This is a genomic window from Paenibacillus sp. TC-CSREp1, from assembly GCF_050171015.1.
GTDB lineage: Bacteria > Bacillota > Bacilli > Paenibacillales > Paenibacillaceae > Paenibacillus > Paenibacillus silvae.
On the sequence record NZ_JBNOKM010000006.1, the window covers coordinates 260,230 to 279,589 of the forward strand.

Here is a 19,360-nt window from a genome sequence, read left to right on the forward strand (position 1 = left end):
AAATATACGTTCATACGCAAAAAACGTAAGGACATCCTGAGCGATGAACATGAATCTCCTTCTGCGGTAGACAGTCATTTCCGGCAAATACCGCCAGAAACAACGGGTGTTTCTGGGGTCGAACAAATTTTATACTAATACAGACAGCACACAATTTCAAGTGCGACTGCGGTTTAAAACATAAAATGTAACCGCCAGAGCCAGTACCAGCACTCCGCCTTTGACGATATCATGTGTAAAATACTGCACATTCATCATCGTCAAACCGTTGACCAGCACGCCAATCAGAACCGAACCAATAAACGTACCAATGACATTGGGTTTGCCTGCACCAAAAACGGAGAAGCCTACAAACACGGCTGCCACGGATTCCATTAACAACGGGGAACCCGCATCAATTTGGCCAGATCCAACCTTGGACGCGTAGATAATACCCCCGATTGCCGCAAAGATACCTGCTGCTACATAGGCAAGGGTACGCACCTTTTTCACCTTGATTCCAGAGAGTCTTGCCGCCTCCTCGTTACCGCCTGTGATATACATCTGCCGACCATATTTGGTATACGTCAAAAAGATATGAACCGCCGCTACCGTAATCAGCAGCAAAATAACCGAGATCGGCATACCTAGCCATTTCCCTTGTCCAATCAGCAGAAACGTCGGGTCCATCTCGCCGGCAGCCTTGCTACCATCCGGGAACTGCATATGGTTGTAGATGGTATACCCTTGAGCATAGGTTTTGTGAATCCCCCCGATGATGTACATCGTTGCCAGCGTTGCCAGCAGGTCGGGAATACGCAGTTTAACAATAAGCAGCGCATTCAGCAGACCAATAACAGCCCCAATAACCAATGGCACAATAATTACAACAGCCAGCGGCTGCTGGTACCAGATCATTAGCGATGCTGTAACTACCGTTGTCAGAGACACGGTCGCTCCAACGGAGAGATCGAAACCATCCACGATAAGAGACAACGTCACACCAATCGCCACGAACGTAACGATCGAGATCGAACCCAAAATGTCTGTCAGGTTACTGTAGGTAAAAAAATATGGTAGCTTGATCCCAAAAAATGCGATAACCCCTATAATGACAACAATCGCGCCATATCGAAACGCAAAATCCATTGATTTATCCTTCATGCTTCCACCTCATGTCCACCGCTTGCATAATATAGCAGCTGTTCTTGGCTTGTCTCGCCACGTTTGAACTCCTTTACAACAACGCCTTCACACATCACCGCAATACGGTCCCCGATTCCCAAACCTTCATCCAGTTCACAGGTGAAATAGATGACGGCCTTACCTGCGAGAGCCAATTCATTGATAATGCGGAAAATGTCGCTTTTCGCCCCGATATCTACACCTTTTGTAGGTTCGTCGAAAATAAAAACATCCGCTCCGGTTTCCAGCCATTTGCCGATCGCAACCTTCTGCTGATTGCCACCGCTCAAGTACTTCACTTCCTGTTTCACAGAAGAGGCTTTAATGCCCAGCTGACTTACGAGTGAATCCGCATGCTGGCGTTCACGCTTGCGATTGACGAATCCAAATGTGCTGAGGCGGGAAAGCAAAGGCAAACTCAAATTCCGTTCTACATTTTCGTGAATCAATATGCCCTGCTTGCGGCGTTCCTCCGGCACAGAAACGATGCCCAAAGCAGCAGCATCCGCAGGCTGGGACAAGCGCACAGAACGGTTCTTCAGCCGAATCTCTCCTGCTTCCAGCGGGTCTGCCCCTATCAACAGGCGGGAGCATTCCGTCTTCCCCGCACCTACAAGTCCTACGACCGCAAGCACTTCACCCCGATGTACCTGAAGATTAACCCCCTTGACCTTGACACCCCGGCGCAGTCCGCGCGCTTCCAGCAGTAATTCACCCACCGGAGCTTCCGTCTTCGGAAACTCCTCTTCAAACGGCTTGCCCAGCATCTGTGTTACCAGATCATTGATCGTCAGTTCGCTCGTCTTTCCTGTAAATACATGACTACCATCCCTCATGACTGTAACCCGGTCACAATGACTCATCACTTCCGTAAGGCGATGTGTAATGAAAATACAGGCTACCCCTCGATCCGTCAAAAGATGTACGATGCGAAAAAAAGCATCGGTCTCTTCCTGACTCAAGGGTGCTGTGGGCTCATCAAAAATAATGACCTTGGCGTCCTGAATCAGGATGCGGGCAAGCAGAATCATCTGCTTTTCGGCCAGCGTAAGATCCGCGACCTTGCGATGAATGTTTATGCTGTCAGCACCCAGCTGCTGTAATGCTTCCTTGGCACGCTGCTGCAGCGCTCTCGGACTCTTCCACCAGCCACCGTCAGCGGAAGCGAGCTGATCCAGCATAATATTCTCGGCAGCAGTCAGTTGCGGCACAAGCGCAGCATCCACCTCCTGATACACGCAGTGAATGCCGCTGGCCTTTGCCTCTCGCGGTGAGCCAAGCTGGAGCTTATAGCCATTCAGACGAATTGCCCCCTCATCCAGTTGATACGCTCCCGACAATATTTTCATCAATGTGCTTTTGCCAGCTCCGTTAGCTCCTAACAGCGCATGAATCTCTCCACCCCTGACAGAGAAATGTACGTCCTTCAATGCAGGTACGCCTGAAAACTGTTTAGAAATATGCTCCATGTCCAGCGATATCGGGTCCTTTGTCATGATGTTGCCTCCCATCTGCTGTAATGCCTGTGTATTGAAAAAGCGCACCTTCCGGCGCGCCCATAACGCAATTTACTTCGCAGTAATGCCGTATTCGCTCATCCAGTCCTTGATCCCCTGTGTACTGCCGCCCCAGCCTTTGACATATTCGGACAGCTCTGACGTCGAGATTTGTTTGTCAGGCAAAGCCTCACGCTGCACATACACCGGGTTAAGCACTACGGAATCTTCAGTCTGGTCTCCATTCAGCTTCTGGTATGCATACCGTACCTGAACACGTCCAATATCAGTCGGATCTACAGCGGCGGAAGCAACCCAAGGATTTTTCGGGTCCTGAATCATTTGCAAATCCTCGTCACTCATATCAATACCGTATACCTTGATTTCATCACGGCCCGCTTGTTGAATGGCGCGTGCTGCACCTTTGGCGAATTCATCCCATGCTGCCCATACAGCTGTAATTTCACCCTTTGGATATTGCTTCAGAATCGCTTCCATTTTCGCTTGAGTATCCAGAGCTGGGTTCTGAGCAGAACCAAATGCTGCAATTTCCTTAATTTCCGGATTGGCTTTCAGGAAAGCACCGTAAGCAAGCTGACGACGTTCCATTGGCGCAAAACCGGCTACCCACACTTTAACGATGTTGCCTTTGCCGTTAATATCTTTTTTCATCTGCTCCAGCGTCAGCTCGGCCATTTTCTGGTCGTCCTGAGACAACACTGTAGCTCCCGGCACACTGATGTCTGCATCGAATACAACAACCGGGATCTTTTGCTCTACCGCTTTTTGCACACCCGGTTCCAGAAGCGAATCACCGTGATCCGTCAAAATCACATCGAATTTCTGGTTAATGGCACTGTCAAGCAAAGACACCATTTTGGCTTTATCGTTGTCTGCGACAAAAGTGGTAAGTTCACCACCGAATTTGGCAATTTCCTCTTTCACTCCTTGCACGTACTGCTGTGAAAAGGTTCCTGTATTGAACTCCATAATCAGCGCCACCCGTTTACCGCTTAAAGGTCCTGTTACAGCTTCCGTTTTAGGCGTTTCCCCTGCATCGCCCGTTGCCGAAGATGTTGCGGGTTCCTTTTTGATTCCGCATGCGGATAATGCCAATGTAAATACCAGTAATACGCTCAGCCATAACCATTTTGAACTTGTTTTTCTCATGTCGGTTTCCCCCTGTTTCGCTCTCTGTGACTTCAATCACAATTGTTGAATATTAATATAACGACTAATCCCCAGTATGTAAATATGTTTTAATGATTTAAAGCTGAAACTTGCTAAGTTTTTTTAAAAACATGCTTCTTTCTACCCATTTCATCCAGTATTAAGAAAAAAGAGACAGAAAAAGACCATGAGGTTATGCCTCATGGTCTTTTGGAAAATTAAAGGATGATGGCGATCAAACCGCCTGAACCTTCGTTAATAATTCGTCCCAGCGTCTCCTGCAATTTATATCTGGCATTGTCCGGCATCATGGCAATTTTGCCCTGAATGCCTTCACGCACAATGGAGTGCAGTGAACGGCCAAACATATCTGAATCCCATACCTTGATCGGATCGTTCTCGAAGTCCTGCATGAGATATCTGACCAGTTCCTCGCTCTGCTTCTCTGTTCCGATAATCGGTGCAAATTCTGACTCCACATCCACACGAATCATATGAATGGATGGCGCCGTTGCTTTCAGACGAACACCAAATTTGGTTCCCTGACGGATCAGTTCAGGTTCATCCAGTGCCATCTCGGCCAGGGATGGAGCTGCTATGCCATAACCCGTCGTTTTGACCATCTCAAGCGCCTCCGCAAAGCGGTCATATTCTCTCTTCGCATGAGAGAATTCCTGCATCAGCTGCAGCAGATGGTCTTTGCCCCGGATTTCGATCCCAACGACCTCTACGAGAATCTGATCATACAGTTCATCCGGCGCATAGAGATCAATCTCTGCTACACCCTGCCCCATATTCATGCCGCTGAGACCCGCACGGTCAATGAACTCGTATTCCATGAACTGTGACACGACCCGATCTACGTCACGCAGTCTGCGAATATCTTTTACCGTATCCCGTACCGAATTTTCATAGTTGCTGCGAAGCCAGTGTGTATCATTCAGCACCATGACCCAGCTCGGCAGGTTGACATTCACTTCATGTACAGGGAACTCATACAGCACCTCACGAAGCACACCTGTAACATCATCTTCTGTCATGGTGGCAGCGCTTAGCGTCATTACCGGAATGTCATATTTCGCTGCCAGCTCGCTCCGGAGCTGCAAAGCTTCTTCACTGCGAGGACGTGTAGAGTTGATTACCAGTACAAACGGTTTGCCCACTTCCTTCAGCTCGGCGATGACTCGCTCTTCAGACTCCACATAGGAACTGCGGGCAATTTCGGCAATTGTGCCGTCTGTTGTAACCACAACCCCCAGTGTCGAGTGCTCTTGTATCACTTTCCGTGTACCAATCTCGGCCGCCTCCTGAAACGGAATCGGCTCTTCGAACCATGGCGTAGAGATCATGCGTGGACCATTTTCATCCTCGTAGCCCTTCGCACCCTCCACAGCGTATCCTACACAATCCACCAAACGTACATTAACATCGAGCCCTTCAGCCACTTTGATCTGGACTGCGTTATTCGGCACGAATTTCGGCTCGGTGGTCATAATCGTTTTGCCTGCTGCACTCTGTGGAAGTTCATCCACTGCACGGGCACGATCAGCCTCGCTTGTGATGTTTGGCAGTACGATCGTTTCCATGAATCGTTTAATAAATGTTGATTTCCCCGTCCGGACTGCGCCGACAACCCCGAGATAGATATCCCCTCCGGTCCGCTCAGCTATGTCCTTAAAAATGTCCACTTTCTCCAATGAAATCCCCTCCTTAAATTACTCCGAAGGAAAAATGCTAAAGAGCATCCGCTTCGTTTTTTCAATCAGAAGACTGAAATCCCTGCAACGGTAGAGCCGCCTTTGTGAGTGCCCGGAAGTCGTCCGCCGCCGAACGTTGCATTCTGATGAAACCGGCGAGAGCGGCGTTAACTCGTACATGCAATTGGACTAGTATCATCTTATGTATCCGTATGCGGCAATATGACGTGTTTTTTTGTTTTTTTATCTCATGATGATGACATTCAGAACATCCCCCGATCCCGGACTGCGCGTCTTTATTTCAATCTACTTTATGAGAAAGGCCTTTCGTTTATGACACCTCTCTCCAGTGCCGCTGTTTTGGAACGAAAAAAAAAGACATCCCGTCGTTTACGGAATGCCCCTCTTTACGGTTCGTTCTATCGTGGTTTTAATCTGCCTGTGGGACAGGGGTATTGTTCTGCAGCGTATAAGGAAGTGATTTGACAGGCACAAAAAACGAATGGGCCAAGAGATGCTCACGTAAATCTGAAGCAAACTTGTCCTTGGATGCACCGTCTGCCTTTTCCAAGGCCTGCATAATATCAAAAGCATAATCTACGTAGACCGTACCTTCGGCGTCCATTATAAAAGGCAGCTCCTGACCTGAATACACACTATTCAATGTAACTGCTGGAGCCCCTGCCTGCGCGGCCATTTTCATATCCACCGCAACCAATCCAGGATACAGCTCTTCACCTGCAGGCAGCTTCTGATTATGTACGGATTGATACTGCTTCACCATGCGCTGTACATCATTTACCTTCTGTACCGTCTGTAAATCCATCACCTTTACCGTCGGTTCAACCTCTTCGTTCTGCACCAAAAAGTAAGCGCTACCGCCATTCTCAAAAGCAGTCCCTGGTATGTCGTCAAGATAGCCAAGCTGTTTCAGTTTGGGCAGATCGATTCTGAACTTTTCATATTTCGGCGTATCGGCATCTGCATTAAGAATGGGCAGTACGCTCTGATCCTTCTGAAACGCATCTATTGCGCTCTGAATGCGGTTCACGCTTTCGCGATACGCTGTTTTGGGATCTGTGTTGTGCTGAGCCTGATACAAGCAGCCACTCGTTGTCATGACAAGCAGCATCAGCAGGAGCATACCTAACAACCGCTGCACCAGGCTTCTGCTTTTTGTTATTCGGCCTGACTTACTTCCATTAGTCATCATCTGTATCCCCCTCAAAACATATAACACATTAATATGAGCCATTTCTGCCCCCTGCCATCATACAAACCAGTCGTCATCCTGCTCTTGCTGCTGCCGTTCAAGCTGCTTGCGTATCGCGGCTTTGAGCGGGTCTTCAGGAACATGCACAGACAACGAACCACGCACTTTAGCCTGACATGAAAGTCTTGTTCCAGACTCAAGCAGCCGTCCCAGCTTGCGTTTCTCAGCGTCCGTGGGAGACAGTAAAGCCTTCAGCTCGTCCTGCTCCACCCCTACCTTACACATCAAGCATGCTGCTTTACCATCGCATCGGGTCGTAATCCGCACACCTGCGCGTCGTGCCGCATGCAACAGGGTCGTTCCTGGCTGGACCTTGATCGATTTGTTCATGGGTAAAAATGTAACAACCTCTTGCATTATTGATCCTCCCCGGCTTCTTCCGACCAAGCAAAGCCTACCAGTTCCTCCACTTCCGATCTGAAGCGAGGTGTCCATACGTTATGACGACTTAGTTCAATCATTACAGGCTGATGAATCTCTGGCTCTCGACGCATTACTAAAGAGATCGGTACATACCGATCTTCACGTCCACGAAGCAGATTAAATAACAGTTCATGTGCCAGCGGCATAAGTCCCAGCCGGTAATCATGAACTTTAGCTTCAGCTGCATGAGGAGCAAGCACCTGCTCGATTTGCGTGCGATACCAGCTTTGGCGGGCCCATATCTCAAACCCGCCTACCAGTTCGAGTGAGCATTCACCCACCTGATAGTGACTTAGCAATGAAGCATACGGACCTGTTGTGTCCACTACAGGCTCGTCCAGTCTTCTCCCCGGAGCATGGTGATGCAGTGCTTTAGCCGCAGCAATATCTGCGTATACATCAATATCCCTTGGCGCTTGACTCAGCTGCACGCCTTGAAGAAGCAAGCTGCAGCTGCCTCCCAGCAGCCATGTATGCGGTTGACCGTGCCAGGCTTTGGCCATCTCCAGCAATGCCGAATGTAATTCCGGGTAACGCTCCGTCCAGCCCGGCTTCTCATTTTGCCCCACAGGCACACACTCCTCTCATCCGTCTTATCCTTATGTCCGTTCATTAGATGCGCTTATGCGGATGTTCTCTCTCCCGAAAGGGAAATCAAGTCAGAGAAGCGATCCCACCAAAAAAACCGATGAGCATAATTAAAAATGCAATAATCGAAAGGATGCCTCGCACGAGCCCTTTTGTTTTGGCACGAGCAAATGTAATCAGAAATACAGATAACCCCATAATGAGGATGGCAACCAATGACAGCCACATCTTGTCCATAGCGCTCATAAACCAACAGTCTCCCCTTCAAGTCCGATATTCATCACTGACAATGTGACAATTGCAATTATTATAACATGAAATCATGCGGTTTTTTCCAATAAAAAGACAAAAAGCAAGTCAGCAGCCGCTGACTCACTTTTCGTTACCTCATTGCCCACTACTCGGAGCAGGTATGATCTATTATTTTTTTATCATCATTTTCATCAACGATTCCATATTGCTTGGATTCAGCCCGCTTTTCTTGACTGCACTCACAATATCCTGAACCGTATCCTCAGATACCGGTATTTTCGCCATGGCGGATACTTGTTTGATCAATTGGCGCAGCTGAGCCTCGTTCTGCATCGTTGTTGGTTTCACTGTGCTCGCCAGCTTTTTGACAGCACCTTCCGTGATGGTTTTACCTGTTTTTTTGTTAATGGCCTTCAGCGCTTCTTTCGAGATGTTGTTACCCATTCGTCTCCCCTCCTCCGGCAATACTCATGTGTATCATATGAGTCTGGTGCGGAAAAGGTGAATAAGCTTCATCACTTCATACTAGGCTGACAACACGCTGAATTGATGAACTCAGGAATGCCATTGTTCCCAGGTTTCCAGCTTCATCACTTCCATCTCGGTTTTCGGATCGCGGCCCATCAAGGCCTCAACCGCATCCCTTGGCTGTCTGTTCTGGAATAATACATGATACAGTTGATCCGCAATCGGCATCTGCACCCCATATTTCTGAGCAATAAAATAGGCGGCCTGCGTTGTTCGAATCCCTTCGACAACCATGCCCATGGATTGCAATACATCGTCAAGCTTATGACCCTGTCCCAGCATGGAACCCGCTCTCCAGTTCCGACTATGCTGACTTGTCGCGGTAACAACCAGATCCCCGATGCCAGCAAGTCCTGAGAAGGTTAATGGATTCGCTCCCATCTCAACACCGATGCGTGTAATCTCGGCAAGGCCACGGGTTAACAGAGCTGCCTTGGCATTATCTCCGAATTGAAGTCCGTCTGACATGCCCGCCCCAAGCGCAATAATGTTTTTGAAAGCTCCCGCCAGTTCAACGCCGAGCATATCACGGTTCGTATACACACGAAAATAGGCATTCATAAACAATCCCTGAACTGCCTCAGCAGACTCCTTATCAAGGGCAGCCACAACAACCGTTGTTGGACAGCGCTTTACCACTTCCTCCGCGTGACTCGGACCTGACAATACAACGACCTTACCTTCTTCACATTCCAGTTCTTCCGAGATGACGGTAGACATGCGTTTCAGACTCTCCGTCTCAAAGCCTTTGGTTGCATGAATAATGAGCATCTCCGGTTTGTAGAAAGGTCTGAACTGATGCACGACCGCACGCATTGCAGATGAAGGCGCAACAATTAACACCGCCGCTGCATCTGCAACCGCTGCTTCCATATCACTGGTTGCCCGAATGCGGGGAGACAGCTCCGCACCAGGAAGGTAACGTGTATTGGTATGCTGTGTATTGATCTCGGCGGCTTGTTCTTCACTGCGTGTCCACATGACCACGTCCAGTTCATTTGCAGCCAGTACACTGGCCAGGGCTGTTCCCCAACTGCCGGCAACTAATACAGCAACTTTTTTAGACAACGCGTTTTCCCCCTCCAGGGTTCTTTGATCCCAATTTATTTTCCTGTCCTTTGGCGAGCTTCACAATGTTCGTGCGATGTCTCCAGAAGGCAAACAGACAAATAATCAGACTGCCCCAGAAAATACTCATTGAATATCCGGGCAAAATCAAGATGAAAACAGGAGTTAATGCAACGAAAATCAAGGAGCCAAGCGATACGTAACGTGTCAGAACAATCGACAAAATCGCAATGACTCCTGCGCAAAGCGCAGGCAAAAAGGCAAGGCTTACCATCACACCGATTGCTGTAGCAATGCCTTTTCCTCCACGGAAGTTAAAATAGAGCGGCCAGTTGTGACCTGCAATCGCAGCAATACCGCTGAATGCAGCAATCCACGGTGAGCCTGCGCTCAACCATAAGCCAATCCATACTGCAGCAATACCTTTGATTACATCCAGCAGCAGCACCGCAATAGCAGGCCCTTTACCCAGAATACGCAAGGTATTCGTGGCTCCGGCATTGCCGCTCCCGTGCTGACGTATATCAATCCCCCGTATTGCTTTTGCAAGAAGAACACTAAAGCTGATTGAACCGAGCAGATAGCTCAGCACAATCGCAGCGATTGGTAAAATCACAAACTTCTCCCCTAACCTTCGTCGGACTTCCTCCGAGTAAATATACGAATTGGCGTGCCTTCGAAATCAAACGCTGCTCGGATTTTGTTCTCCAGATAACGCTCGTACGAGAAGTGCATCAATTCAGGGTCGTTCACAAAAATGACCATAGTCGGCGGTTTAACCGCAACCTGAGTCACATAGTTAATTCTCATTCTCCGCCCTTTATCCGTTGGCGGTGGATTAATGGCAACCGCATCAGACACGACATCGTTCAGCAGGTGAGTCTGAACGCGCAACGAGTGCTGTTCTGCTACACGCTGTACCACAGGCAGCAATTTTTGTAAGCGTTGTTTTGTGAGAGCGGACAAAAAGACAATCGGAGCGTACGTCATAAAGAGGAAGTGGTCCCGAATTTTCGTCTCAAATTCTTTCATCGTTTTATCCGTCTTATCTACGATATCCCATTTGTTCACCACGAACAATGACGCTTTGCCCGCTTCAAACGCATAACCTGCAATATGCTTGTCCTGCTCAATGATGCCTTCTTCGCCATTAATGACGATGAGCACAACATCAGCACGTTCAATGGCACGCATTGCACGCATCACGCTGTATTTCTCCGTTGTTTCATATACTTTACCGCGCTTACGCATACCAGCTGTATCAATCAGCACATAACGCTGCCCGTCTTTTTCAAAAGGAGTGTCAATCGCATCACGGGTTGTTCCGGCTACGTCGCTGACAATTACACGTTCCTCTCCCAGAATCGCGTTCACCAGTGAAGATTTACCGACATTAGGTCGTCCGATCAGAGCTACACGAATGACATCCTCATCGTATGTCTCTTCCTCTAGTTCAGGTAATTTCTCCACAATGGCATCAAGCAAATCACCAATACCTGTACCGTGACTACCGGATACCCCAATCGGATCGCCAAAACCGAAGCCATAGAACTCATAAATCAGCTCACTGCGTCCAATATTATCCACTTTGTTCACGGCCACAACGATTGGTTTGCCTGAGCGATAAAGCATCTCTGCAACTTCCTCATCAGACTGCGTAATGCCTGCTTTGGCATCACACATAAATACAATCACATCCGCCTCTTCGATCGCTAGTTCCGCTTGCATACGGATGGATTTCATAATGACGTCTTCACCGTCAATTTCGATACCGCCTGTATCAATAATGCTGAATGCTTTACCGTTCCATTCACCGATTCCGTAGATCCGGTCGCGGGTAATGCCCGGTTTGTCTTCCACAATGGCCAGTCTGTCGCCGATAATTCGATTGAAAATGGTGGATTTACCCACGTTCGGTCGGCCGACAATTGCCACAACTGGTCTTGCCATACATTCCACTCCTCCTGTCCATACTTACGTTTCTCATCATAGCAAAAAAGCTATGTCTTGGCTAACGTTTCGTGGCAAAAATCTCGCAATAACAACAATCGGCGAACCCGCTAGGGCTCGCCGATCTTGCTTTTATTGTCAGCAAAATATGCAGTATATAACTAAGAACCATGCATGTATAACTTATTTGAATTTGCTGAGTTTGTCGCCAAACAGTTCGCCGAGCGTAGTGCTCATACCTTGATTGTTCAAGGACACGTTAGGGTTGTTGATTTCTTCACGCGGCGCGTTGTTTCTTGCTGGTCTTTCTGCTTTTTGCGGTTGAGCAGGAGCTTCTTCTGTTTCCTTGATGCTCAGGCTTACACGCTGTTCAGCAGGGTTCATGTCCAGAATTTTAACTTGAACCTCTTGACCTTCTTTCAGCACTTCATGCGGAGTGCCAATGTGTTTGTGGGAGATTTGCGAGATGTGCACAAGTCCCTCAACACCAGGAGCAATTTCAACGAATGCTCCGAAGTCAACCAGACGTTTAACAACACCTGTTACGATGTCGCTTGTGTTGAATTTGTCGCCAGCTGTTTCCCAAGGTCCTGGTTGTACAGCTTTCATGCTCAGGCTGATTTTTCCTTTTTCAGGGTCAACTTTCAGCACTTTAACGTTAACTTTGTCACCTTCAGACAATACGTCAGATGGTTTGTCAACGTGAGTCCAAGCAAGCTCGGATACGTGAACCAAACCGTCAACTCCGCCTACATCAACGAATGCACCAAATTGAGTCAAACGTTGAACAGTACCTTCGATCACTTGGCCTTCTTGCAAACCAGCCATAACTTGTGCTTTGTTTGCTTCGAATTCTTGATCCAGAACGTCTTTTTGGGAAAGGATCACTTTGTTGTTCTCACGATCGATCTCTTTCACTTTAACACGCAATGTGCGTCCTTTGTAGTCGCTGAAATCTTCAACGAAATGACGCTCAACCATAGAAGCCGGAATAAATCCACGAACGCCAACATCTGCAACCAGACCGCCTTTAACAACGTCGCCTACAACAACTTCGAAGACATCTTGATCTTCAAAGTGCTTTTGCAGTTGCTCCCAAGCGTTCTCACTGTCAATTGCACGTTTGGACAGAACGAGTTTTTCTTTCTCGTCGTCGATGCTAAGAACTTTAGCTTCAACTTCTTGTCCAACTTCTACTGCATCAGACGCGCTGCCAACGTGAAGCGAAGACAGTTCGCGAATTGGAATAACACCGTCATATTTATATCCAATGCTTACATAAGCTTGGTTATCTTCCAATTTGACGATGGTTCCTTTTACAGTATCTCCTTTTTTCAAGGAAACGAATTGATCCAACTCATCTTGGGTTGCTTCTTGATTTTTCATTTCTTCCGACATGTCAAATACCCTCCTCAATTCAAAAACCCCATTATATTCAAACCTGCCTTGGCAGAGTTCAAAACACTTTCATGCGAATGCATTTGTTATAGCTTCCCACAAAAATATGGAAACATGCATTCATTACAGACAGCCTTATTTGCTCGGCACGCCTGTTTTCACCATTTCATTAATTTTGGACATAATCTTCTCGGTAGCTCGCTCCAGAGCATCTCCAGATGGATCTTCCTTGAACTCGTCCAGATTAACCGGTGCACCATATACTACTTTCATCTTACGAAATAACTTGTAGTTACCGATAATAGCAGTAGGGATGACCGTAGCACCGCTGCGGAGAGCAAAGCTCGCTGCTCCTTTTTTGCCAATTCCTCCATCATTGTGACGGCTTCCCGCAGGGAAAATACCGAGCACTTCACCACCTCGCAGAATGTTGAGTGAGGTTTTGATGGATTCCTTGCTGACGCCTCCTCGTTTCACGGGGAAAGCACCTACAGCCTTGATGATTGGCCCCAGTACCGGAACATCAAACAGTTCGCTTTTAGCCATAAATCTCACTTGACGGCGAATCTTGATGCCAACGGTTGGCGGATCAAAGTTACTGATATGATTGGAGCATAGAAGTACGCCGCCGTCTTTCGGAATGTTCTCCCGTCCAACTGCCTCCAGGCGAAAAAGAATGGTGTACAAGATCCGCAGTACTGTTTTGCAAAACGTGTAAATCATAGACCGCCCTCTCCTCTGACCATTGTGCAATAAGATACGATTTTGTCAACCACTTCATGGATGTTCATCTCCGTTGTATCCAGAACGATAGCGTCCTCTGCACAACGCAACGGGGAAACCTCCCTGTTCTCATCCAGCTTGTCACGGGTGGCAATGTCTCGTTCCAACTGCTCCAACGTCAGACCATCGGATGGCTCCAGTTCTTTGAAGCGGCGAAGCGCACGCTCCTCCACACTGGCTGTCATGAAAATTTTCACTTCCGCATCGGGCAGTACTGTTGTTCCGATATCGCGTCCATCCATTACGACGCCCTTGCGCAAAGCCATTTGCCGCTGAATATCCACTAACTGCGTACGCAGCCCCTCGATTTGCGCATATCGAGACACGATTCCCGTTACTTCACGGGAACGGATTTCCGAGGTTACATCCTCCCCATTACAGAACACTTTCTGTCCACCCCGACCCGGCTGTAAATCAATAACCAAATCCTGAGCTTCCTGAAGTACCTGAGTCATATCATCCGGAGAAATATCTTTCCGAAGCATATGCAAGGATACTGCACGGTACATTGCGCCTGTATCGACATAAATGTAACCGAGTGCTTCTGCAACCAATCGGGCTACCGTGCTTTTTCCGGCACCAGCAGGTCCGTCAATTGCAACGTTCATTTTCCCGTTTTCTGATGTGTTCTGGCTTGTCAACGGGGCATTCCTCCTCAAACGATAAACCTCAATAAAAAAACAGGCATTGCCTGTCATCGTGAAAATTATACCACACTCTACACATGGATGCAAAAACAGACAAATCACCCAACCCGATCTGCGTTTGTGCTTTGCAAATGAATCGGGGTGCCTTCAAGGCGATCAATCGATGTCATTATTTTCTTCAAACCTGGTACGAGCAGCAGGAGCTGGCACAGCAGGGCAAGGAGCAGAAGGAATGCAACGAGACGCAGCACTCTTCGCTCCATTCGTTTGGAGAACAGAATGTAGAGCCGTTCAAATCTCCGGGAAGCAAAACGTTTGTTCATTGGAAGCAAGCTCCTTTTTTGGTGGAGGTCATCTCCGTTTTTGCCTTACGTTGCCCTGGAGAAACTCGCTTTATGCTCGCTTGCAATTGCTGACAGGTTTTATTTTATTTATTTCATGCGATAGTCCAACTGCCGTTCAAAACAAAATTTAATCACTTTCTGACGTTCGGAATCCATAATTTGCGAAAATTTCAGCATAGCCAGATCACGGCCCGATTCCAGCTTTTTGATACGAACCACCTCGGCCTCGAACTGAACATGGTCAATTCCACCATTACGATAAGGCACCAGCAGCCAGCATTTCAACTTCTGCCCTTCCTTGATTTTGAATTCTGGCTCGCAGTAAATGGACAGGCCCCCACCGCCGATATCTTCAGTCAGCATTACTGCACGGGAAAGATCCTCGCTCTGAACGGCCAGCTCAAGGCTGGCATGCACTCGCAGAAAGCTGCGACGCTGAATTTTTGAGATTTCTTCAAGCAGCGGTTTCCTGATGCGAACAAGTCGAATGACATCCTCCTCAAACCCGGTAACATACGTATTGAAATAATGGCGGACACCGCTCTCATTTATGTAAGATATGGACAGTTCTTCTCCGAAAAAAAGTTTCTTCAACCGGCTGTTGCCCTGCTGCATCGGGACTTCAATCAAAAAACTGTTGTCATCCGTGTCCGCGATGCGTGACTTGTATTCTTTATGTTCTTCTTTTTCATCAGCCGATGCGATCTGAATGTATAACACTTCGTTTATTTTAGGAAACAATCGGTTCACCGCCACTTATGTATTTATCTTCTTAATTGCAAGCATTATTATATCATGACCGATCTTACATGGAACAAGAAAAAAACAGGCCAGCTGACTGACCTGTTTTCAAAACCCCTTATGATGCTTTAGTAAATTGCGTTCACCTGATGCTTTAGGAAGTTGCGTTTACCGGTTTAATCTCTTCCACAGCTTCTTCCATTCCGGTATTTGCATTAATGTAGATCCGGTAACGCGAACCGTTAATTCGTCCACCAAACTCATGACATAACACTTCTTTGCCATATTCATTCTCAATTAACGATTTACGCGCATAATTTTCTTTGAAGTCGGGATTCAGCTTTTGGCGTGCTTGCTCAGCTGTAAGACTTGCTTTTGGAATCTGGCGTTTAGCGTTATGCTCATACACATAATCACTTGCCTCGAAGCCCGTTACCTCACCTGTATCCAGACCTACACGAACGGACATTTTCTCAGGATAAATGAGTGTATCCCCTTGTTTTCGCACATACGTAAGGTTTCCGAGATTGCCAAATTCATCGTAATTGACAGCCTGCATATTTTTATACCCTTTATTCACCAGAAATTGATCTGCATGCTTCATTGCCTGTTGTCTGGAAACCTTTTTAGCACCTACCGGCCGGGTGTCACTGTATGAGATAAGCATTCCACCGTTTCGGGTGAAATCCATCATCAATTTTCCGTTTCTCGCATGCACAGCAGTCGCTGTATACGATTCCCAGTCGGTTCCCTTCCCGTTCTCTTGAATCTGAATTTTACCGGTTTCCATATCCGCAAATTTGGCTGCTTTCGCCTGAATTTGTTCTTTAGATACAGGAAGCCCGCTCAGCTTTTTCACAGATCGTTTGGCAAAAACATTGGATACCGACGGACCCCAATCAAGCTCAGGGTATTCCTGCACCTTTTTGTTCATTGTACGGAAGCCATCCACGATTGAATTATCGCTTGTCTGCTCCTGCGTGGCCATAGCCGTTTCAGCATCCATCCAGCGCAGCCGGTCTGACAGCACTTTTTGCTGTACTTGCTTCAGGTTTTTCGTAATTTCCGAAGAATTTTGATACAGCGTCTTCAGATTGCCTACTTCCTTTTCACTAAGAGGTTCTTTCGTTAAGTCACGCATGGAAGCATGATACGCAAATTTCGAAATGCGAGAGAGAAACTCTTCCGTTTCGTTAAAAGGCAGCATCGTCAGCGGCAACTGGTTAATTTCATTTTGTGCTTCACTGGTGAGCCTCCAGACATTCATAAGCCCTTTACGATGCATGCCTTGTGAAGTTGCATGCACCGCAAGTGTATTGCCAATCTCCGAATGCAATTTGTCCATATGAAACGAGAGATCGTGAAACGCACGCTGGTACTGGTTCTCCGCTTTAATCAGTATCGCATTTTTTTCCTGATTCTCCTGATACCCCCACACAAGTGCGCCGATCAGGAGAACTGCAAATATCGGAAACATTACTGAACTTAGTCGTTTGTACACGGTAGATTCTCCTTTCTTCTAAACCACTGCCTTTATTGTGGATCGAAGAAAGAGCTCTTATGCATGCGATTTCCAGTCAGAACGAATTTTGACTTGTAATAGCATGGCTCAGGCCCACTCGACGCTAACCCTGTTTAGTTCAGTTGAAACCCGGTGATCATACCTTCTTCTTCAATCTCAAACTGGTCCTTGTTATCGCAAAGACACTGCTTGAAGCCTGTTTCAATCCGATTTCGTTCCTTCTTGCCTCTCAGCGTAAACCGCTCACCACATTGCTTGCATCTGATTTTGATTTTGATTCTGCTCATCTGACATCCCCGTTTCATTTCGTCGTTCCCCAAGTGGTGAATACAAAAAAACACACCGGGGTCTAGGCGTTTTCACGCTTTATGTCCACCAGTGTGTCCGTATTTTTATAATTTAACCTCTTCCTCGCGCTTCACGAAACGAAACGGCGAACGATTGTTGGCCCGTGTAATCTTGCCTACTGCACCGTACCAGAGGCCGGCCATCAGAGGCGCGATAAACCATAACCAATGATTCACCATCGTGTTCATAATGACATCGTACAAGGCATGCCAGAAGAACGGCAGAACCAGCGACAGTATAAGATACCATCGTTTCTTCTTCTCATCATCAATAAATTTGGCCTTACCCATGTAGTATCCCATAATCACTGCAAACATCGCATGCCCAGATACCGGGAGAAGCGCCCTGAGAAACATGGCCGATACGGATGCATTGCCCGCAATTGCATACAGTACATTTTCGACCGTGGCGAATCCCAGTGATACAGCAACAGAATACAGTATTCCATCATAAGGCTCGTCAAATTCGGTGTGATTGTAAATAATGTGATAGATCACAAACCATTTGACAAACTCCTCAACCCCGCCCGAGATCAGAATAGATTCGAGATAGGGATTATCCCCAAGCCACAACATCATACCCCGCTGAATAATCATCACAGGCAACACAATCAGTATACCCATCAGGAAAACCCTCAGAATCATGTGAAGCGGCTCGTAATCATACCGGTCTTTGAGATAGAAGTATGTTAACAAGGCGAGACCCGGAGCAACTGCTGCAGCTAAGACCGAAAACAAAAGCACCGAACTTCCCTCCTCTGACTTGTAACGCGATTAGAACCGGTGTTTAATCCTGACGTTTGAAGTGTGTGCAGATCAACTCAACTGCTTGTTCAGACATAACCACTTTCCCGTACTCTTCCATTACTGCAGGGGTAACGGAGGAACCTTCACCAAACTCTGCAAGCAAAGCAATCAATGCGGCATGTTTGGAAGTGTCTACGTCATCCGGTTCAAAATGCAAGAACCATTTATTTTTATAAGAATACAGTTTTCCCGCATCCGTAACATGCTGACGTAACATATGGGCAGCCTCGATCAATACCTCGAAATCCTTAAATGCGTATACGATGGAATCACTTTGCTCCAGTGTAACTTCCATTTCATATACTTCTTCAGGAAGATCGTCTTCATGACCTGAACCATATTGTTGCGGATCATATTTTCCACGAGTAACGATGACAACCATCCCTTGAGCGGGAAGTGCGAATACTTCAACAGCCAGCGGACCTGTAGCATCAAAGCCAAGTTCAGAATAAGCCTGGTCCATCATTTCAGTGAACAGTTCATGTACCTTCGGTAGCTCCTGCCACATATCTTCTTTTTGTATTCCGCGCTCGCTCAGATCGTCAAAGGTCAGGAAAATCCGTATCTTATCGTGACTTAGTCGTTCTATTTTCATACAGGATCTCCCCTTTATAAGCAAGTCTTATAACAGATTATGAAGCACAAAACAATATGTGCTGAAAATAAATCTATGTAGTTATGTTATCATTTTATACCTCTAAATGCACGCAGTAAAATCAACAAAAAAAAGAATCAATCCACATCAAATCAAGACGTGGATGATTCTTAATGGATGCTGTGGGTTATAAACCCGGTACTGTTGTATTTGTTTGACTTAAAATTTGCTCTACCTCATGTTTAACATCCGGGTTGGTACGAATAAAATCTTTAAGCATGTTCATATTTTCTTCTTTTTCTTTTGGTGAAATGACTCTGCTGGTTTTTGATGCTGTCTTATGCGGTTCACCATGATGATCAGGCTTGTTGCTGAAGCTATCCATACCCGGGAAAGTCATCTCCATCATTTTATGTTTGGCCTGGTCAACCATGTTTCGGGATGAACCTGAAGACAACATGGGCATTCTGCCTTTAGCTAACCAGGAACTGGCTGCAACGCCAACGACAATACCCCAGAAAAAGGATGACGCCTTCATTACTCCAACCTCCTTTAAGTGTTAAATCA

General features: G+C 47.0%; 22 protein-coding genes. All 22 read right to left on the reverse strand.

Annotated elements, in window-relative coordinates; genetic code table 11:
- Positions 1-156: 156 nt before the first annotated feature.
- Positions 157-1,143, reverse strand: coding sequence for an ABC transporter permease (locus ACQSGY_RS11360; RefSeq protein ID WP_184187236.1), 987 nt, complete (start codon positions 1,141-1,143; stop codon positions 157-159).
- On the reverse strand, positions 1,140-2,660 hold the full coding sequence (locus ACQSGY_RS11365) for a sugar ABC transporter ATP-binding protein (RefSeq protein ID WP_427051964.1): 1,521 nt from the start codon (positions 2,658-2,660) through the stop codon (positions 1,140-1,142). Before ACQSGY_RS11365 ends, ACQSGY_RS11360 begins: the two co-directional genes overlap by 4 nt.
- 72 nt (positions 2,661-2,732) lie before the next feature.
- Positions 2,733-3,830, reverse strand: a complete 1,098-nt coding sequence (locus ACQSGY_RS11370; protein WP_427051965.1) for a sugar ABC transporter substrate-binding protein — start codon at positions 3,828-3,830, stop codon at positions 2,733-2,735.
- A gap of 218 nt (positions 3,831-4,048) precedes the next feature.
- Complete coding sequence (gene spoIVA / locus ACQSGY_RS11375; protein WP_342551712.1) at positions 4,049-5,527, reverse strand: stage IV sporulation protein A; 1,479 nt, start codon at positions 5,525-5,527, stop codon at positions 4,049-4,051.
- Positions 5,528-5,957: 430 nt separating this feature from the next.
- The gene (locus ACQSGY_RS11380) at positions 5,958-6,740 is read right to left on the reverse strand and encodes a hypothetical protein (protein WP_427051966.1); all 783 of its coding nucleotides are present in this window, start codon (positions 6,738-6,740) and stop codon (positions 5,958-5,960) included.
- Positions 6,741-6,797: 57 nt separating this feature from the next.
- Positions 6,798-7,157, reverse strand: a complete 360-nt coding sequence (locus tag ACQSGY_RS11385) for a 2Fe-2S iron-sulfur cluster-binding protein (protein WP_427051967.1) — start codon at positions 7,155-7,157, stop codon at positions 6,798-6,800.
- The gene (locus ACQSGY_RS11390; RefSeq protein WP_427051968.1) at positions 7,157-7,792 is read right to left on the reverse strand and encodes a hypothetical protein; all 636 of its coding nucleotides are present in this window, start codon (positions 7,790-7,792) and stop codon (positions 7,157-7,159) included. The genes ACQSGY_RS11385 and ACQSGY_RS11390 overlap by 1 nt, the downstream gene beginning before the upstream one ends.
- An 85-nt stretch (positions 7,793-7,877) precedes the next feature.
- Positions 7,878-8,057 carry a DUF2768 family protein gene (locus tag ACQSGY_RS11395; RefSeq protein ID WP_184187216.1) on the reverse strand — a complete coding sequence of 60 codons (180 nt, stop codon included), beginning with the start codon at positions 8,055-8,057 and terminating at the stop codon, positions 7,878-7,880.
- A gap of 174 nt (positions 8,058-8,231) precedes the next feature.
- Positions 8,232-8,507, reverse strand: coding sequence for a stage VI sporulation protein F (locus ACQSGY_RS11400; RefSeq protein ID WP_090917250.1), 276 nt, complete (start codon positions 8,505-8,507; stop codon positions 8,232-8,234).
- Between the two features lie 111 nt (positions 8,508-8,618).
- Complete coding sequence (locus tag ACQSGY_RS11405) at positions 8,619-9,659, reverse strand: NAD(P)H-dependent glycerol-3-phosphate dehydrogenase (RefSeq protein ID WP_427051969.1); 1,041 nt, start codon at positions 9,657-9,659, stop codon at positions 8,619-8,621.
- Complete coding sequence (plsY, locus tag ACQSGY_RS11410) at positions 9,652-10,275, reverse strand: glycerol-3-phosphate 1-O-acyltransferase PlsY (RefSeq protein WP_427051970.1); 624 nt, start codon at positions 10,273-10,275, stop codon at positions 9,652-9,654. The genes ACQSGY_RS11405 and plsY overlap by 8 nt, the downstream gene beginning before the upstream one ends.
- An 11-nt stretch (positions 10,276-10,286) precedes the next feature.
- A complete protein-coding gene (gene der, locus ACQSGY_RS11415) occupies positions 10,287-11,609 on the reverse strand; it encodes a ribosome biogenesis GTPase Der (RefSeq protein ID WP_427051971.1) in 1,323 nt (440 codons plus the stop codon).
- A 183-nt stretch (positions 11,610-11,792) separates the two neighbouring features.
- On the reverse strand, positions 11,793-13,007 hold the full coding sequence (gene rpsA / locus ACQSGY_RS11420) for a 30S ribosomal protein S1 (RefSeq protein WP_111271431.1): 1,215 nt from the start codon (positions 13,005-13,007) through the stop codon (positions 11,793-11,795).
- A gap of 135 nt (positions 13,008-13,142) precedes the next feature.
- Positions 13,143-13,730 (reverse strand): lysophospholipid acyltransferase family protein, encoded by a 588-nt coding sequence (locus ACQSGY_RS11425; RefSeq protein WP_111271432.1) that lies wholly within the window; start codon positions 13,728-13,730, stop codon positions 13,143-13,145.
- Positions 13,727-14,431, reverse strand: a complete 705-nt coding sequence (cmk, locus tag ACQSGY_RS11430) for a (d)CMP kinase (RefSeq protein ID WP_426333024.1) — start codon at positions 14,429-14,431, stop codon at positions 13,727-13,729. Before cmk ends, ACQSGY_RS11425 begins: the two co-directional genes overlap by 4 nt.
- 104 nt (positions 14,432-14,535) lie before the next feature.
- Positions 14,536-14,760 carry a hypothetical protein gene (locus ACQSGY_RS11435; protein ID WP_216514798.1) on the reverse strand — a complete coding sequence of 75 codons (225 nt, stop codon included), beginning with the start codon at positions 14,758-14,760 and terminating at the stop codon, positions 14,536-14,538.
- Between the two features lie 108 nt (positions 14,761-14,868).
- Positions 14,869-15,522: a flagellar brake protein gene (locus tag ACQSGY_RS11440; protein ID WP_427052035.1), complete on the reverse strand. Its 654-nt coding sequence runs from the start codon at positions 15,520-15,522 to the stop codon at positions 14,869-14,871.
- A gap of 154 nt (positions 15,523-15,676) precedes the next feature.
- Positions 15,677-17,023, reverse strand: a complete 1,347-nt coding sequence (ypeB, locus tag ACQSGY_RS11445) for a germination protein YpeB (RefSeq protein ID WP_427051972.1) — start codon at positions 17,021-17,023, stop codon at positions 15,677-15,679.
- A gap of 134 nt (positions 17,024-17,157) precedes the next feature.
- Entirely contained in the window at positions 17,158-17,331 is a 174-nt protein-coding gene (locus ACQSGY_RS11450) for a hypothetical protein (RefSeq protein WP_427051973.1), read from the reverse strand.
- A 105-nt stretch (positions 17,332-17,436) separates the two neighbouring features.
- Positions 17,437-18,135, reverse strand: coding sequence for a glutamic-type intramembrane protease PrsW (prsW, locus tag ACQSGY_RS11455; protein ID WP_111271437.1), 699 nt, complete (start codon positions 18,133-18,135; stop codon positions 17,437-17,439).
- A gap of 43 nt (positions 18,136-18,178) precedes the next feature.
- A complete protein-coding gene (locus ACQSGY_RS11460) occupies positions 18,179-18,793 on the reverse strand; it encodes a genetic competence negative regulator (protein ID WP_145403869.1) in 615 nt (204 codons plus the stop codon).
- 187 nt (positions 18,794-18,980) lie between these two features.
- On the reverse strand, positions 18,981-19,331 hold the full coding sequence (locus ACQSGY_RS11465) for a hypothetical protein (protein ID WP_216514801.1): 351 nt from the start codon (positions 19,329-19,331) through the stop codon (positions 18,981-18,983).
- Positions 19,332-19,360 lie beyond the last annotated feature (29 nt).

What these genes read in the sequence shown, in the direction of transcription:
- rpsA (WP_111271431.1), bottom strand. Translation starts at nt 13,007, where the DNA reads ATGTCGGAAGAAATGAAAAATCAAGAAGCAACCCAAGATGAGTTGGAT.
- ACQSGY_RS11465 (WP_216514801.1), bottom strand. Translation starts at nt 19,331, where the DNA reads ATGAAGGCGTCATCCTTTTTCTGGGGTATTGTCGTTGGCGTTGCAGCC.
- ACQSGY_RS11385 (WP_427051967.1), bottom strand. Translation starts at nt 7,157, where the DNA reads ATGCAAGAGGTTGTTACATTTTTACCCATGAACAAATCGATCAAGGTC.
- ACQSGY_RS11435 (WP_216514798.1), bottom strand. Translation starts at nt 14,760, where the DNA reads ATGAACAAACGTTTTGCTTCCCGGAGATTTGAACGGCTCTACATTCTG.
- ACQSGY_RS11425 (WP_111271432.1), bottom strand. Translation starts at nt 13,730, where the DNA reads ATGATTTACACGTTTTGCAAAACAGTACTGCGGATCTTGTACACCATT.
- ACQSGY_RS11460 (WP_145403869.1), bottom strand. Translation starts at nt 18,793, where the DNA reads ATGAAAATAGAACGACTAAGTCACGATAAGATACGGATTTTCCTGACC.
- ACQSGY_RS11395 (WP_184187216.1), bottom strand. Translation starts at nt 8,057, where the DNA reads ATGAGCGCTATGGACAAGATGTGGCTGTCATTGGTTGCCATCCTCATT.
- ACQSGY_RS11400 (WP_090917250.1), bottom strand. Translation starts at nt 8,507, where the DNA reads ATGGGTAACAACATCTCGAAAGAAGCGCTGAAGGCCATTAACAAAAAA.
- ACQSGY_RS11360 (WP_184187236.1), bottom strand. Translation starts at nt 1,143, where the DNA reads ATGAAGGATAAATCAATGGATTTTGCGTTTCGATATGGCGCGATTGTT.
- ACQSGY_RS11365 (WP_427051964.1), bottom strand. Translation starts at nt 2,660, where the DNA reads ATGACAAAGGACCCGATATCGCTGGACATGGAGCATATTTCTAAACAG.
- ACQSGY_RS11370 (WP_427051965.1), bottom strand. Translation starts at nt 3,830, where the DNA reads ATGAGAAAAACAAGTTCAAAATGGTTATGGCTGAGCGTATTACTGGTA.
- der (WP_427051971.1), bottom strand. Translation starts at nt 11,609, where the DNA reads ATGGCAAGACCAGTTGTGGCAATTGTCGGCCGACCGAACGTGGGTAAA.
- ACQSGY_RS11450 (WP_427051973.1), bottom strand. Translation starts at nt 17,331, where the DNA reads ATGAGCAGAATCAAAATCAAAATCAGATGCAAGCAATGTGGTGAGCGG.
- ACQSGY_RS11380 (WP_427051966.1), bottom strand. Translation starts at nt 6,740, where the DNA reads ATGATGACTAATGGAAGTAAGTCAGGCCGAATAACAAAAAGCAGAAGC.